The organism is Bacillus sp. CGMCC 1.16607, from assembly GCF_042683745.1.
In the GTDB taxonomy this organism is placed as follows: domain Bacteria; phylum Bacillota; class Bacilli; order Bacillales; family Cytobacillaceae; genus Pseudoneobacillus.
The window spans coordinates 166,917-181,015 of record NZ_JBHUJX010000018.1; the positions used below are offsets into that span (position 1 = coordinate 166,917).

A 14,099-nucleotide genomic window follows, 5' to 3' on the forward strand; every position below is an offset into this window, starting at 1 on the left:
AACCTTCATGACGGATTGACTTTTGACCTCGAGCCGATGGCGCCTGAAGCTGGACAATTTTCGAAATCCAAAAAAGTTAACTTTCTAAAAAGATTAATCATTTTTCATTGTCGTATCGCAATTAGTGATAATTAAAGATAATTCAATCTTTAAATCTAATTCATATGGCTCTGGAACATGGTGACCTTTTTCTTCTAAAATACGGACGATTGGTCTTTCGCTTAACCCAAAATTTTGTGCAGAAACGACTCCCTTTCTCCCGTCATTTAATTCGACTGTTAGTCCATTAGGGTAAATAACAACGGACTTTCGAAAGGCTTCAATAATTTTCGGTTCAAATAAAATATCTGATCCAGCATACAAAATTTCTAATCCTTCATGTGGTAGCATGGCGTTACGGTACACTCGGTTTGAGGTTACCGCATCAAAAACATCAGCAACGGCAATAATTTTTCCATATAAATGAATATCATTGCCTGTTATTCCTCTAGGATAACCAGAACCGTTCATCCTCTCATGATGCTGATAGGCACAATGTGCAACTAGTAAAGGAAGCGTTTGGACGGTTTTGAGCATTTTAAAACCTGCCTCTGCATGCTTCTTTACTTCTTCATACTCTTCTTCAGTTAATCGCCCATTTTTAAATAATATCGGCTCTGGAATCTTCATTTTACCCACATCATGTAGAATAGCCCCTAGACCGAGAATCTCTAAATCCTTTTGTGGCAACTTTAATTCAAGACCAATTGCAAGCGTATACATTGTTACATTTAATGAATGTGTAAAAATATAATTATCATACGTAAAAACATCAGACAGTAAATTTAACAAGTTGGGATTATTTTTCAACTCAGTTAGTAAATCGCGTATTAAATTGGTAAATTTCTTGGAGGACTTCTCCATAATAAATGTTTGAGATTTTTTTGGGGACGTATATAGTTCCTTAAAGGTTAATTCAATGGTGGTTAAAGCTTCTTTTCTTACCTTTTCAGAAATACTATCATTGACAATAATATCATCTGTCATTTTGTCCTTTATGTATATATAGTCAATTCCTAAATAAAGTAGTCGTGTAATGACTAATTCGGCTAACTCCACCCCTTCATTTAATAGGATTTGACCCTTTTCATTATAGATTGGTTTTCCAAGTATCGTCCCGCTTTTTACGGTATTCGTAGCGACTAGTCTCATTGGTTTCTCCTAAATCCCATATTCTTTTCCATATATTATTATATAATATTATACATGATTCGACATAATCCTCCAATGACATATTACTAACGAAAAAAAGACTAACTCTTTAGGTTAGCCTTTACAACATTTTTAATAATGCTTCTCTTCCGATCATTCCTTTGTGAATGCCAAGATTTTCAGCTTCGAAAGTGATCGACTCCAGTGGAGCGTTAAGTAGTTGATCAATCGTTTTAACTCCTATCGCTCTTCCCGCAATCACCTTGCGATCCTTTAATTTTTCATTTAATAAACCTATATCAAGAGCTCCACACATTATATACCCTTTATCGTTTGAAACGACTAGTAAATTTGTTTTAGGTAGTTGAACTGAAATGCTTAAAAATGTATTTCCATCGATTACAATCGGTGCAAGTTCGATCAATTTTCTTCCGCTCCTTTCATAATCAAACTATGTTGAAAAGAAAAAAGCGTGTATAAATCTAACCGAAAATCCCTTGATAAATTAAACGTAATCCCATAATAATGAAAAAAGCACGCAAAATATTGATCAGGGTATTCCCTTTGATTTTCGTATTCAAGTAGGATCCAATTTTGGCCCCAAACCAAGCTCCGGGTACTAGCGCTAATGCAAACCACCAATTGATATTCCCTAAACTAATATGGGTGGCAGAGCTAACAAGCGCTGATAGAAAAACAAGTAACATCGAAGTAGCAACAGCCACATGTGGAGGAAACATAAATATAAGAATCATCGCTGGAACCATTAACGAGCCCCCGCCAATTCCAAAAAGCCCTGAACTAAAACCAACAACAAATGAAACGATGAAGCCTAATAGTGGTTGAAATCCATATTGATGGGTTTCACCACTTGGATCCGTAAAGGTGCGGACAATTCCTTTGCTCGTATTTAACTTTAATGGCTTTAGTTTATTTTTTACAATTAATAAAATGCCGACAAAAATCATAAAAATTCCAAAGTATAAATTAAATGAGTGCACATCTAAATATTTATTTACCCAGGCACCAATAATAGCTCCAGGTGCACTTCCTGCAAAAAAGGTAAATCCACTTCTATAATCCACTGTTTTATGTTTCATATATGAAAGAGTCGACGACAGCCCTGTAACAATCAAAATCAGTGAAGTAGTCCCTACAGCAATCTGGGGTGGAATATCCCCTAGTAAATTAGTATACGTTCCGAAATAAAGTAAAACTGGAACAATAATAATTCCGCCACCAAGTCCGATTAAAGACCCAATCGAGCTTGCAACTAACCCTATTAAAACTAAAATAATCCATTGCATGATGTTAACTCCTTTGATTTTGCGCTAATTTTCTCAGTTTAAAATAAATCTAATTGCCGTGGCGCAAGATTTGTATATTCGATATTTAGCAATTGAATAAACTCTTTTGCATTGTCAGCAGCATCTCCCCCAGAGTTATTATTGAAGAGAACATAGATATTACGACAACTTTCGTGTAAATATCGAATTTTCACAGCCCATTCTGCAAGTTCTGTTTGATTATAACGATATAAATAACGAACTTCACGCCAATCAATCCCTTTTTGCTTCTGCCATCCATGAACATTTCTTCCATGAAATCGCACCAGTGCACTATCAGATTGTGTACTTGCTAATACAACAGGCACCGACCCCTGACCCGCTTGTGGTTCGTCACAAATAGTATGTATCCACCCTTCTGTTCTCATGAAATCTAGTGTTTTCATTTTTAATTCTGGATAAAACCAAGATTGATGCCGGAACTCTAGTGCACAAGGGATTTCACCCATTTCCTTTTTACAAAAACGTAAATACTCAACATGATCTTTTTTACAATCAAACCACGGTGGAAATTGAAATAAAACCATCGCTAATTTCTGATGAGTCAAATATGGTTGAATGGATTCCTTAAATGCTTTAAACATTTCCTTTTTATTTTCAAAAGGAATACCTTCCCGTTGATGACCTGTCATTCCTTGATAAGCCTTTACGACAAATTGAAAGGAATCCGGTGTTTCTAATACCCATTTTTCTGCATTTTTTACTGGCTGTATCGCGTAAAAAGAAGTATCTACCTCAACGATAGGAAAATGAGCTGCGTACACTGAAAGTCTGTCTCTTGGAGAAATTTTCCCTGGATACAAGGTATTATGATCCCCCCAACCTGTCACACCGACAAAAATCATTGTAAAACCTCCGCTAAAATATGGAGAAATTTCGCCTTCCTAATCATATTAACATAATTTTGCGAACAAATAATCTTTAAGGACTTGAAAAATACATTTATAACGTTTGAAATAAATTATCTAACTGGAAAATATTTATTTTATTCAACAATTGTAAATAAATTAGCACTATTGTAAACGATTGTCCCATTCAGATAGAACTTTGTGAGCATAAGATACGAAGAAAGCGAATTATATTTCTTCAGATGTTCATATTCTAAAGAAAGAAGGGACATTTATGACTTATTCACAAGCCGAAATTCAAGAAGCGGTATTAGAAGTTGAGGATGCTGGTCTAGGCGAATTTATGCATCAAGAACCTTTTAGTTGTCGCGGTCGTAGTCGACGTTCGCGCCGTAGTAGTCGCCGCTCTCGCCGCAGTAGTCGTCGCTCGCATCGCAGTAGTCGACGCTCTTGTCGCAGTGGTCGTCGTTCTCGTCGCAGTAGTCGTCGTTCTCGTCGCAGTGGCCGTCGTTCTCGTCGCAGTAGTCGACGTTCTCGTCGCAGTGGTCGACGTTCTCGTCGCAGTGGTCGACGTTCTCGTCGCAGTGGTCGACGTTCTCGTCGCAGTGGTCGACGTTCTCGTCGCAGTGGTCGACGTTCTCGTCGCAGTGGTCGACGTTCTCGTCGCACTAACCGTGGTACTGTTCGTTCTATTGACTATTTTTGCAATTAACTCCCGTTTGGATCTTAAGAGCTCTTTTTAGGGCTCTTTTTTCTTAGGATTAAATAAAAACACCTAATCATGCATATTCTGCCTGATTAGGTGTTTTATTATTGCTTTTTATCCAATAGATCCTTCCATTTCGAACTTTATGAGTCGATTCATTTCGACAGCATACTCCATTGGAAGTTCTTTTGTAAACGGCTCGATAAAGCCCATTACGATCATTTCTGTTGCTTCTTGCTCGGAGATACCGCGGCTCATTAGATAGAATAATTGTTCTTCTGAAACTTTAGAAACTTTTGCTTCATGCTCTAATGAGATATTGTCATTAAGGATTTCATTATATGGAATAGTATCTGAAGTAGATAAATTATCCATAATTAACGTATCACACTCAATGTTTGAACGCGCTCCGTCTGCTTTACGCCCGAAATGAACAATACCACGATAAGTTACTTTTCCACCATGCTTAGAAATCGATTTCGAAACAATCGTCGATGAAGTATTTGGCGCTAAATGAGTCATTTTAGCTCCAGCGTCCTGATGTTGACCTTTTCCAGCAATTGCAATGGAAAGAGTCATTCCACGAGCGCCTTCGCCTTTTAAAATAACAGCAGGATACTTCATTGTTAATTTCGATCCGATGTTTCCATCAATCCATTCCATTGTCGCATTAGCTTCACAAACTGCACGTTTTGTAACAAGGTTATAAACATTGTTTGCCCAGTTTTGAATCGTTGTATAACGGCAGTAAGCATCTTTCTTGATGATGATTTCAACTACTGCACTGTGTAAGGAGTTCGTTGTGTATACAGGTGCTGTACATCCTTCTACATAGTGAACATGTGCACCTTCGTCAACGATAATTAACGTACGTTCAAATTGTCCCATATTTTCAGAGTTAATACGGAAATAAGCTTGTAAAGGCGTTTCCACTTTTACTCCTTTTGGAACATAGATGAATGATCCACCTGACCAAACAGCTGAGTTTAAAGCAGCAAATTTATTATCTGTTGGAGGAATTACCTTCGCCCAATGCTCACGGAAAATATCTTCGTTCTCTTTAAGGGCTGAGTCCGTATCTTTAAATACGATTCCAAGAGCTTCTAAGTCTTCTTGCATATTATGGTAAACTACTTCGGATTCATATTGTGCAGAAACACCTGCTAAATACTTTTGTTCCGCTTCAGGAATCCCAAGCTTATCAAATGTAGCTTTAATTTCTTCTGGAACTTCATCCCATGAACGTTCAGTTTTCTCAGATGGTTTAACATAATAAGTGATTTCCTCAAAGTTTAAGGAATTCAAATCTCCGCCCCATTGTGGCATTGGCATGCTATAAAAAAGATCCAATGATTTTAGACGGAAGTCTAACATCCACTGTGGCTCTTGCTTCATTTTTGAAATTTCTTCTACTATTTCTTTTGTCAATCCACGTTTAGAGCGAAAGATCGACACATCTTTATCGGCAAAACCATATTTATAATCACCGATTTCAGGCGCCTTTTTAGCCATAATCGAAATCCTCCTTATTTGAAAAGCGGAAGCGCCTTGATTAGCCCCTACAAGCAAATGCTTCGACACCCGGAAAGTCGTTCTTTGACTTTTGGGGTGTCGAACATTTGACCTCGAGGGGCTAGGCGCTGGAGCTAGACAACTTTAACCAGCTTTTCTAATTTTTTTACTCTTCTTCCTTCAGTCCTTTTTCCATTGCCTTCCAGGCTAAAGTTGCGCATTTAATTCTTGCAGGGAACTTAGATACACCTTGCAAGGCTTCAATATCACCAAGGTCAAGGTCATCGTCATACTCTTTTCCTTGCATCATATTTGAAAAAATGCTAGATAGTTTAATGGCGTTATCTATATTTTTGCCTTTAATCGCCTGAGTCATCATCGATGCGGAAGACATTGAAATCGAACAGCCTTCTCCTTCAAATTTCGCATCTGTAACGATGCCATCTTCCACATTCATCGTTAACTGGATTCTGTCACCGCATGTTGGGTTATTCATATTAATGGTTAAATTTCCATCTTCAATAACACCTTTATTTCGCGGATTTTTATAATGATCCATGATTACTTGACGATATAAGGCATCTAGGTTATTAGAAGACATCGCTAAAATACTCCTTTGTTTTGATAAGCCCTTGAACAAACTTATCAATATCTTCTTCCGTATTATATAGGTAGAAGCTTGCTCTTGCGGTAGCAGATTGTTTTAACCATCTCATGAGTGGTTGGGCACAATGATGTCCTGCACGGACAGCAATTCCTTCTGCATCAAGAACGGTCGCTACATCATGAGGATGAACATCATCAAGATTAAAGGTAACAACTCCAGCTCTTTTTGCTGGATCCTTAGGTCCGAAAATGGATATTCCCTCCACAGTCGACATTTTCTCTAGAGCATAGGCTGCTAGTTTATGTTCATGTTCAGTAATTTGGTCTAAACCAATCTGCTCTAAAAAGTCAATCGCCGCACCTAAACCGATGGCTCCAGCGATGATCGGTGTCCCTCCTTCAAATTTCCACGGGAGTTCCTTCCATGTTGAATCGTATAATTCAACAAAATCAATCATCTCACCACCAAATTCAATTGGCTCCATATTTTCTAAAAGCTTCTTCTTACCATATAATACGCCAATTCCGGTTGGTGCACACATTTTATGTCCAGAAAAAGCAAAGAAATCACAGTCTAAATCTTGTACATCTACTTTCAAATGTGGGGCACTTTGAGCACCGTCCACCACCATTATCGCTCCATTACTATGTGCAATTTGAGCAATTTCCTTGATTGGGTTAATCACTCCAAGGACATTGGAAACGTGCATGATGGAAACTATCTTTGTATTGGATGTGACAGTTACTCTAACATCTTCTAACGATATTGTGCCATCCTCTTGTAGAGGCAAATATTTCAACTGTGCTCCGGTTTTTTTCGCTACTTGTTGCCATGGAATGATATTGCTATGATGCTCCATATGGGAGATAACAATTTCATCTCCTTCTTTCAGGTTTGCCGCAGCGTAGCTTGCTGCAACAGTATTTAAAGCCGTCGTCGTTCCACGAGTAAAAATGATTTCCTCTGTCGACTTTGCATTAATAAACTTACGAACCTTTTCACGTGCCCCTTCATAACCATCGGTTGCTTTCGTACCGAGAGTATGAACTCCCCGATGAACATTCGAGTTATACTCGCGATAATACTTATCCAACGCTTCAATCACTTGAATCGGTTTTTGAGAGGTTGCTGCACTGTCTAAATATACGAGTGGATTTCCATTAACTTCTTGATTTAGAATCGGAAATTGGTTTCGAATATCCTGGATATTCATTATCTTACTTTCCTTTCAATCACTTCTGTTAATTGTTTTTTCACGCCTTCAATTGGAAGTGCGTTAACGACTGGTGCTAAGAAGCCATGAATGACAAGACGTTCCGCTTCAGTTTTTGAAATTCCTCGACTCATTAGATAGTAAAGCTGTAATGGATCCACGCGTCCAACTGATGCTGCGTGTCCAGCAGTTACATCATCTTCATCGATAAGTAGAATTGGGTTTGCATCTCCACGTGCCTTTTCACTAAGCATTAATACACGAGATTCTTGTTCAGCATTTGATTTCGATGCACCGTGTTCTATTTTTCCAATACCATTAAAAATTGAAGATGCTTCGTCCTTCATAACTCCGTGTTTTAGAATATGCCCATCTGTATGTTTTCCAAAATGAACAATGCTTGTAGTAAAGTTTTGAATTTGTTTTCCACGACCAACGACAACCGTTTTCGTGTTACCAACCGAACCATCTCCGATTAGGTTAGTTACGTTTTCTGAAATCGTGTTACCATCATTCATTAAGCCTAATGCCCATTCAATACGTGAATCCTTACCTGCTACACCACGACGATTCACATAAGTCGTAACGCCTTTAGCTAAATTATCAACTGCTCCATATTGAACTTGTGCATTTGATTTCGCGATGACTTCAGTAACGAGATTAAAGATTCCATCAGCTTCTTCAATCGTTGAAACATAGTTCTCTACATAAGTTACTTTACTATTATCTTCTGCCACAACTAATACATGGTTAAATAGATTAACCGATGCATCATCATGAACGAAAATTGCTTGGATTGGCTCTTTAAGCTCTACATTTTTAGGAACATATAAGAAAGCTCCACCATTAAGCAACGCCGCATGCAAAGCAGTTAATTTATGTTCATCTACTTTCACACCGTTTGTCATGAAATACTTTTGTAGTAAATCACTATGCTCTTTAGCAGCTGTAAAAATATCAGTAAAAATAACTCCGCTTTCTTTTAACTCCGTGGAAACTTCTAAATAAGCTGGAGTTGTGTTGTTTTGAATATATAGGTTTTTATTGCCAGCTTCTGTGTCAACTAAAGCCTTAACCGCTTCTGGTAGATCAGATAAAGATGGATAAGTGTTGCTCTTCACTTGATGTTGCGCAAATTGAGTGAAGTTCCATTTATCGATTTTTGTTTTATCAGGCTTCGGCAACGGTAGTTGCTCCGCACTTGCTATTGCCGTTTTTCTAAGTTCTTGTAACCAGACAGGTTCGCCATTTTCTTTTGAAAAATTAGCTACATACTCCTGATCAAATGGTAATTTTGTATCAATTGTCATGTTGATCCCCCTAACGCCTAAGCTTCTTGCCCAACTGTTTCGTCTTCAATTCCAAGTTCTTTCTTGATCCAGTCATATCCTTCTGCTTCTAAGCGTTGTGCAAGCTCTGGACCACCTGATTTCACAATACGACCTTGCATCATGACATGTACAAAATCAGGAGTGATATAGTTCAATAAACGTTGATAGTGAGTAATAATTAAACATCCGAAATCTTCACCGCGCATTTCGTTAATTCCTTTAGAAACAACTTTTAATGCATCGATGTCTAATCCAGAATCAATTTCGTCAAGAATCGCTAATTTTGGTTCAAGCATCATTAATTGTAGGATTTCGTTACGTTTTTTCTCTCCACCAGAGAAACCTTCGTTTAAGTAACGTTGTGCCATATCTTGATCCATTTCAAGAAAATCCATTTTCTCATCCATTTTACGAATAAACTTCATAAGAGAAATTTCATTTCCTTCACCAAGACGGCTATTCAAGGCAGAACGTAAAAAGTCTGCATTTGTCACACCATTAATTTCACTAGGATATTGCATTGCTAAAAACAGACCTGCACGAGCGCGTTCATCTACTTCCATTTCAAGTACATCTTGATCATCTAAAGTAATGCTTCCACTCGTTACTTCATATTTAGGGTGACCCATAATAGCAGAAGAAAGAGTTGATTTCCCTGTACCATTTGGCCCCATAATTGCGTGGATTTCTCCACCTTTTACTTCAAGGTTTAAACCTTTTAAAATTTCCTTCCCATCAATCGCTACATGTAAATCTTTAACCGTTAATGTTGACCCTGCCATATCTATACCTCCGAAATATACAAAGTAATATTTAATGACCTATTTTGATCATCAAACTTCATTCTCATTTTATTCTCATTACAATCTTATAACAAATAGAATCTGATAGCAACCATTTAAACTGATTTACACTATGTACATAATGTTAACTTAATTGGATCATAATAACATTGATGTATATCAAGTTTTAAACATATTTTGCTTAGTTTTTACTACCTTTATAAATTCATGTATGGGCAATATTCGCTCAAAAATAATTATCTTCAAACCTTTTTTCTTCCTTATTATATAGTAACAAAAAAAACTGACCAATTTTGGTCAGTTTTTTTTGTTGTTATTCAGATACAGGTACTACTGCACCCTTATATTTTTCAAGAATGAAATCTTGAATTTCTTTCGAACGTAGTACTTCAACTAACGTTTTGATTTCTTCTTTTGTTTCGTCACCATTTCTAACTGCAATTACGTTTACATAAGGCGAATCACTTTCTTCAATCGCAATGGAGTCTTCAATAGGATTTAAACCTGCATCGATTGCATAGTTTGAGTTGATTAATACGGCATCGCCTTCGTCATTATTATAAATTTGAGGAAGTAAAGATGCTTCGTATTCTGCATCAAAATTTAATTTTTTTGGGTTATCAATAATATCTTCAACTGTCGCTTTTGTTTTATCGATGCCTTCTTTTAAAGTAATAATGCCTTGTGATTCTAACATTGATAAAATACGTCCATGGTCTGCAACTGAGTTACTAACAATAATATGTGCACCTTCAGGAAGTTCATCTAGGCTTTTATATTTTTTAGAGTAAACACCGATTGGTTCGATATGAATACCACCAGCATTAACAAAATCATAACCGTTTTCAGCAATTTGTGCATTTAAATAAGGAATGTGTTGGAAATAGTTTGCATCTAATTCTTTTGATTCTAACGCTTGGTTTGGAAGAACATAATCTTGGAAAGTTGTAATTTCTAAATCGATTCCTTTTTCTTTTAACAATGGTTTTGCTTCTTCTAGAATTTCAGCATGAGGTACGTTTGAAGCACCTACAACTAATTTTTTTAATTCATCTTTCCCTTCCCCACCATCTGTTTTTTCCTCAGAAGTTCCACAAGCAGCAAGGACTAGTGCAACTGCTAATGATAAAATAATACTTAACCATTTTTTCATTTTAATCTCTCCTCTTATCTTTTATCTAATTTTCTAGTGATGAAATCACCAATGAATTGAATGACAAAAACTATGACTAATATAACAACGGTTGCCATAAATACGACATCGTAACGGCCCCTTTGAAAACCTTCCAAGTAAGCGAGGTTCCCTAATCCACCAGCACCAATAACTCCTGCCATCGCCGTAAATCCTACAAGTGAAATGGCTGTCACTGTTATTCCCGAAACTAAGGCTGGCATGGATTCAGGCAATAGCACTTTAAAAATAATCGTACTCGTTTTGGCTCCCATTGACTTTGCTGCTTCAATGACACCTTTATCAATTTCCCTTAAACCAATTTCAACCATCCGTGCATAAAATGGTGCTGCACCAATGATTAATGCCGGCAAAGCAGCGTTTTCTCCAATCATTGTTCCTACGATAAATTTCGTAAACGGAATGAGAAGAACAATTAATATAAGAAAAGGAATCGAACGGAAAATGTTAACAAATGCGCTGATGACTAGATTAATCGGTCTATTTCCCCATATATTCCCTTTTGAAGTTAGAAATAATAACAAACCGAGAAGAATTCCTAGTAAAAAAGTTGCCAACACAGAAATCCCTGTCATATAAAGAGTTTCGTTTGTGGCTTCCCACATTCGTTCCCAGTTCACATTAGGAAAAAATTTCTCAACCATTTGTGATCACCTCCACTCCAACTTGCTGTGAGCGAATATAATCAATCGCTTTCGTAATTTCTAGACTCTCACCATCTATATGAACAAACAACGTACCATAAGATCCATTTTGTGTTTGATTGATTTTACCTTGTAAAATATTCACAGTAACCTCATGATGGCGAATTAGATTTGTGATGAGTGGTTGCTCTGCATCGTCACCACCGAAAGTTAATTGGACAATCTTACCCTCTGGATAACGTTTTACTAGGTGATCAGCAATTTCCTTCGTTTCATCAGGCTCCGTAACTTGTTGGACAAATCTTTTTGTAATGGCTTGTTTTGGATTTTTAAACACATCCAAAACAGGACCAACCTCAACAATCTTTCCGCCTTCCATCACGGCAACACGGTGACAAATTTTTTGGATTACATGCATTTCGTGAGTTATTAATACGATCGTTAATCCCAATCTTTTGTTAATATCCACAAGTAAATCTAAAATGGAGTCTGTTGTTTGTGGATCAAGTGCCGAAGTGGCTTCATCACATAATAACACCTTTGGGTTATTAGCAAGTGCACGGGCAATCCCCACTCTTTGCTTTTGCCCACCACTCAATTCAGATGGATAAGCATTCTCCCTGCCATCCAGGCCGACAAGTTTTATCAATTCATCTACTCGTTTTTGTCTCTCCGCTTTTGCGATTCCCGCTATTTCAAGTGGAAAGGCAATGTTTTCTCTTACAGTTCTTGACCAGAGAAGATTAAAGTGCTGAAAGATCATACTGATTTCTTGACGGGCTTTACGAAGTGCACTTCCTTTTATCTTGGAAACTACACGACCTGCAACCGTTATTGTTCCATCAGTTGGAATTTCTAAACCGTTAAGCATTCGAATCAAGGTACTTTTCCCTGCACCGCTATATCCAATGACCCCGAATATTTCTCCCTCTTTTATTTCAATATTGACATCATCGACTGCTCTTACTTTTCCATTCTTGGAAGAGTATATTTTTTGTACATTTTTAATAGAAATCATTTATTTCACCCACTTTATTCCGTAATATCATTGTTTTAGAAAAATAAAACGCCTTTCTGCACAGATAAGCAGAAAGGCGTAATCAGACGATTTCCCTTTCTCTCATCTCCCAAAGTTTACACTTTGTGTGAATTGGCACCATTTCAACATTTGACCGTTGACGGTTGCCGGGCTTCATAGGGCACTTCCCTCCACCTCTCTTGATAAGAGCAAAAACATATCTATATTCAGTTAACACTTTAAAGCGTTTAAGTAATTTTCGTAATCACGAGTGATATCGTATCACGGAAAAAGTAGGGTGTCAATGCATTTTTCTACAATAAAATTTTGGTAATAATCGCTAATAAATACTAAACTTTTAAAGCTCTCGAACGAATTCCTGTCGATATTTCAATTGCTTGCTCAAGATCCTCGATTAAATCTTCGATATGCTCTATGCCCACGGATAAACGAATTAAATCTTCCGATACTCCGGCAGCGATTAATCCATCCTGATCCAATTGCTGATGAGTCGTGCTTGCAGGATGAATGATCAAGCTTTTCGCATCTCCAACATTAGCCACATGTGCCCAGAGCTCTAAAGAATCAATAAGTTTTGCTCCAGCCTCTCTACCACCTTTAATTCCAAACACTACCACTGAGCCTGCACCTTTTGGCAAATATTTCTCTGCTAACTCATAATCTCGGTGATCTTCATGTCCTGGATAAGCGATCCAAGCTACAGCAGGATGCTGTTCTAGATAATGAATCAGTTCTTTTGTATTGGCAATATGTTCCTTCATTCTCACATGCAAAGTTTCGAGACCAAGTGCAAATTGGAACGCATTTTGCGGACTTAAGGAAGGTCCTAAATCACGTAATAATTGAACTCTCGCCTTTATAATATAGGCAATGGGTCCAAGTACCTCACTGTAAACGATATTGTTGTAGCTAGGATCTGGTTCATTGAAACCAGGAAATTTCGATGAACTCCAATCAAACTTCCCACCATCAACAATTACTCCTCCTAAGGTTGTTCCATTACCCAATAACCATTTCGTTGCAGAATGAATAACGATATCTGCTCCATACTCAATTGGGCGGCAAAGGTATGGAGTTGCAAATGTATTATCTACGATGAGTGGTAGCCCATGTGAATGTGCAATTTCTGCAACTCTTTCAATATCTAACACTCGCAATGAAGGATTTCCGATGGTCTCAGCAAAAATGGCTTTCGTTTTGTCTGTTATGGCTTCGGCGAAATTCTCTGGTCGCTCTGGATCCACAAACGTTACTTTAATTCCATACTTTGGTAATGTTGTAGCGAACAAATTGTATGTTCCCCCATAAAGAGTGGAGGCTGATACGATTTCATCACCAGCTTGTGCAATGTTCAAAATAGCTAGAGTGATGGCAGCCATTCCACTTGCTACAGCCAATGCTCCCACTCCTCCTTCTAATAGGGCTACCCTTTCTTCAAAAACGGTGACAGTTGGGTTGTGAATTCTTGTGTATATGTATCCTGATTCCTTCAGTCCAAACAAGTTAGCTGCATGTTCTGTATTTTGAAATTGGTAGGCGTTATTTTGATAAATAGGCACTGCTCTTGCACCGGTGACAGGATCTGGTTTTAATCCCCCATGAACCCCTAATGTTTCAAATCGATATTTTTTTTGTTGTTCTGTCATTGCCATCTCTCCCTAAATTAT

The 14,099-nt window shown here is 37.6% G+C and carries 14 protein-coding genes, 1 pseudogene and 1 riboswitch; of the genes and pseudogenes, 2 read left to right on the plus strand and 13 right to left on the minus strand.

Annotated elements, in window-relative coordinates:
• Positions 1-93: 93 nt before the first annotated feature.
• The 4 genes from ACFSO7_RS11070 to ACFSO7_RS11085 form a co-directional block, all read right to left on the minus strand.
• Positions 94-1,191 carry an HD-GYP domain-containing protein gene (locus tag ACFSO7_RS11070; protein WP_377877356.1) on the minus strand — a complete coding sequence of 366 codons (1,098 nt, stop codon included), beginning with the start codon at positions 1,189-1,191 and terminating at the stop codon, positions 94-96.
• Positions 1,192-1,312: 121 nt separating this feature from the next.
• Entirely contained in the window at positions 1,313-1,615 is a 303-nt protein-coding gene (locus ACFSO7_RS11075) for a YunC family protein (RefSeq protein WP_377877357.1), read from the minus strand.
• 58 nt (positions 1,616-1,673) lie between these two features.
• The gene (locus ACFSO7_RS11080; RefSeq protein WP_377877358.1) at positions 1,674-2,498 is read right to left on the minus strand and encodes a sulfite exporter TauE/SafE family protein; all 825 of its coding nucleotides are present in this window, start codon (positions 2,496-2,498) and stop codon (positions 1,674-1,676) included.
• A gap of 38 nt (positions 2,499-2,536) precedes the next feature.
• Positions 2,537-3,382, minus strand: a complete 846-nt coding sequence (locus ACFSO7_RS11085) for a DUF72 domain-containing protein (protein WP_377877359.1) — start codon at positions 3,380-3,382, stop codon at positions 2,537-2,539.
• A gap of 277 nt (positions 3,383-3,659) precedes the next feature.
• On the opposite strand from ACFSO7_RS11085, the pseudogene ACFSO7_RS11090 reads away from it, so the two are divergent.
• A pseudogene (locus tag ACFSO7_RS11090) lies at positions 3,660-3,731 on the plus strand (CotG/ExsB N-terminal domain-containing protein); the annotation flags it as partial.
• Between the two features lie 112 nt (positions 3,732-3,843).
• Entirely contained in the window at positions 3,844-4,128 is a 285-nt protein-coding gene (locus tag ACFSO7_RS11095) for a hypothetical protein (protein ID WP_377877648.1), read from the plus strand.
• Positions 4,129-4,205: 77 nt separating this feature from the next.
• Here ACFSO7_RS11095 and sufB read toward each other — a convergent pair whose 3' ends face one another.
• The 9 genes from sufB to ACFSO7_RS11140 all read right to left on the minus strand — a co-directional run bounded on the left by sufB (position 4,206) and on the right by ACFSO7_RS11140 (position 14,078).
• Positions 4,206-5,603: a Fe-S cluster assembly protein SufB gene (sufB, locus tag ACFSO7_RS11100; protein WP_377877360.1), complete on the minus strand. Its 1,398-nt coding sequence runs from the start codon at positions 5,601-5,603 to the stop codon at positions 4,206-4,208.
• Positions 5,604-5,769: 166 nt separating this feature from the next.
• The gene (sufU, locus tag ACFSO7_RS11105; protein ID WP_377877361.1) at positions 5,770-6,204 is read right to left on the minus strand and encodes a Fe-S cluster assembly sulfur transfer protein SufU; all 435 of its coding nucleotides are present in this window, start codon (positions 6,202-6,204) and stop codon (positions 5,770-5,772) included.
• On the minus strand, positions 6,194-7,423 hold the full coding sequence (locus ACFSO7_RS11110) for a cysteine desulfurase (protein ID WP_377877362.1): 1,230 nt from the start codon (positions 7,421-7,423) through the stop codon (positions 6,194-6,196). Before ACFSO7_RS11110 ends, sufU begins: the two co-directional genes overlap by 11 nt.
• Positions 7,423-8,733 carry a Fe-S cluster assembly protein SufD gene (gene sufD / locus ACFSO7_RS11115; protein ID WP_377877363.1) on the minus strand — a complete coding sequence of 437 codons (1,311 nt, stop codon included), beginning with the start codon at positions 8,731-8,733 and terminating at the stop codon, positions 7,423-7,425. Before sufD ends, ACFSO7_RS11110 begins: the two co-directional genes overlap by 1 nt.
• A 17-nt stretch (positions 8,734-8,750) precedes the next feature.
• On the minus strand, positions 8,751-9,536 hold the full coding sequence (gene sufC / locus ACFSO7_RS11120; protein WP_377877364.1) for a Fe-S cluster assembly ATPase SufC: 786 nt from the start codon (positions 9,534-9,536) through the stop codon (positions 8,751-8,753).
• 334 nt (positions 9,537-9,870) lie between these two features.
• Positions 9,871-10,710, minus strand: coding sequence for a MetQ/NlpA family ABC transporter substrate-binding protein (locus ACFSO7_RS11125; protein ID WP_377877365.1), 840 nt, complete (start codon positions 10,708-10,710; stop codon positions 9,871-9,873).
• A gap of 14 nt (positions 10,711-10,724) precedes the next feature.
• Positions 10,725-11,393, minus strand: a complete 669-nt coding sequence (locus tag ACFSO7_RS11130; protein ID WP_377877366.1) for a methionine ABC transporter permease — start codon at positions 11,391-11,393, stop codon at positions 10,725-10,727.
• A complete protein-coding gene (locus tag ACFSO7_RS11135; RefSeq protein ID WP_377877367.1) occupies positions 11,386-12,411 on the minus strand; it encodes a methionine ABC transporter ATP-binding protein in 1,026 nt (341 codons plus the stop codon). The genes ACFSO7_RS11130 and ACFSO7_RS11135 overlap by 8 nt, the downstream gene beginning before the upstream one ends.
• A gap of 99 nt (positions 12,412-12,510) precedes the next feature.
• Positions 12,511-12,621, minus strand: a riboswitch (SAM riboswitch).
• 140 nt (positions 12,622-12,761) lie between these two features.
• Entirely contained in the window at positions 12,762-14,078 is a 1,317-nt protein-coding gene (locus ACFSO7_RS11140) for an O-acetylhomoserine aminocarboxypropyltransferase/cysteine synthase family protein (RefSeq protein ID WP_377877368.1), read from the minus strand.
• Positions 14,079-14,099 lie beyond the last annotated feature (21 nt).

What these genes read in the sequence shown, in the direction of transcription:
- ACFSO7_RS11080 (WP_377877358.1), bottom strand. Translation starts at nt 2,498, where the DNA reads ATGCAATGGATTATTTTAGTTTTAATAGGGTTAGTTGCAAGCTCGATT.
- ACFSO7_RS11070 (WP_377877356.1), bottom strand. Translation starts at nt 1,191, where the DNA reads ATGAGACTAGTCGCTACGAATACCGTAAAAAGCGGGACGATACTTGGA.
- ACFSO7_RS11085 (WP_377877359.1), bottom strand. Translation starts at nt 3,382, where the DNA reads ATGATTTTTGTCGGTGTGACAGGTTGGGGGGATCATAATACCTTGTAT.
- sufU (WP_377877361.1), bottom strand. Translation starts at nt 6,204, where the DNA reads ATGTCTTCTAATAACCTAGATGCCTTATATCGTCAAGTAATCATGGAT.
- ACFSO7_RS11135 (WP_377877367.1), bottom strand. Translation starts at nt 12,411, where the DNA reads ATGATTTCTATTAAAAATGTACAAAAAATATACTCTTCCAAGAATGGA.
- sufB (WP_377877360.1), bottom strand. Translation starts at nt 5,603, where the DNA reads ATGGCTAAAAAGGCGCCTGAAATCGGTGATTATAAATATGGTTTTGCC.
- ACFSO7_RS11140 (WP_377877368.1), bottom strand. Translation starts at nt 14,078, where the DNA reads ATGACAGAACAACAAAAAAAATATCGATTTGAAACATTAGGGGTTCAT.
- ACFSO7_RS11130 (WP_377877366.1), bottom strand. Translation starts at nt 11,393, where the DNA reads ATGGTTGAGAAATTTTTTCCTAATGTGAACTGGGAACGAATGTGGGAA.
- sufD (WP_377877363.1), bottom strand. Translation starts at nt 8,733, where the DNA reads ATGACAATTGATACAAAATTACCATTTGATCAGGAGTATGTAGCTAAT.
- ACFSO7_RS11110 (WP_377877362.1), bottom strand. Translation starts at nt 7,423, where the DNA reads ATGAATATCCAGGATATTCGAAACCAATTTCCGATTCTAAATCAAGAA.
- sufC (WP_377877364.1), bottom strand. Translation starts at nt 9,536, where the DNA reads ATGGCAGGGTCAACATTAACGGTTAAAGATTTACATGTAGCGATTGAT.
- ACFSO7_RS11125 (WP_377877365.1), bottom strand. Translation starts at nt 10,710, where the DNA reads ATGAAAAAATGGTTAAGTATTATTTTATCATTAGCAGTTGCACTAGTC.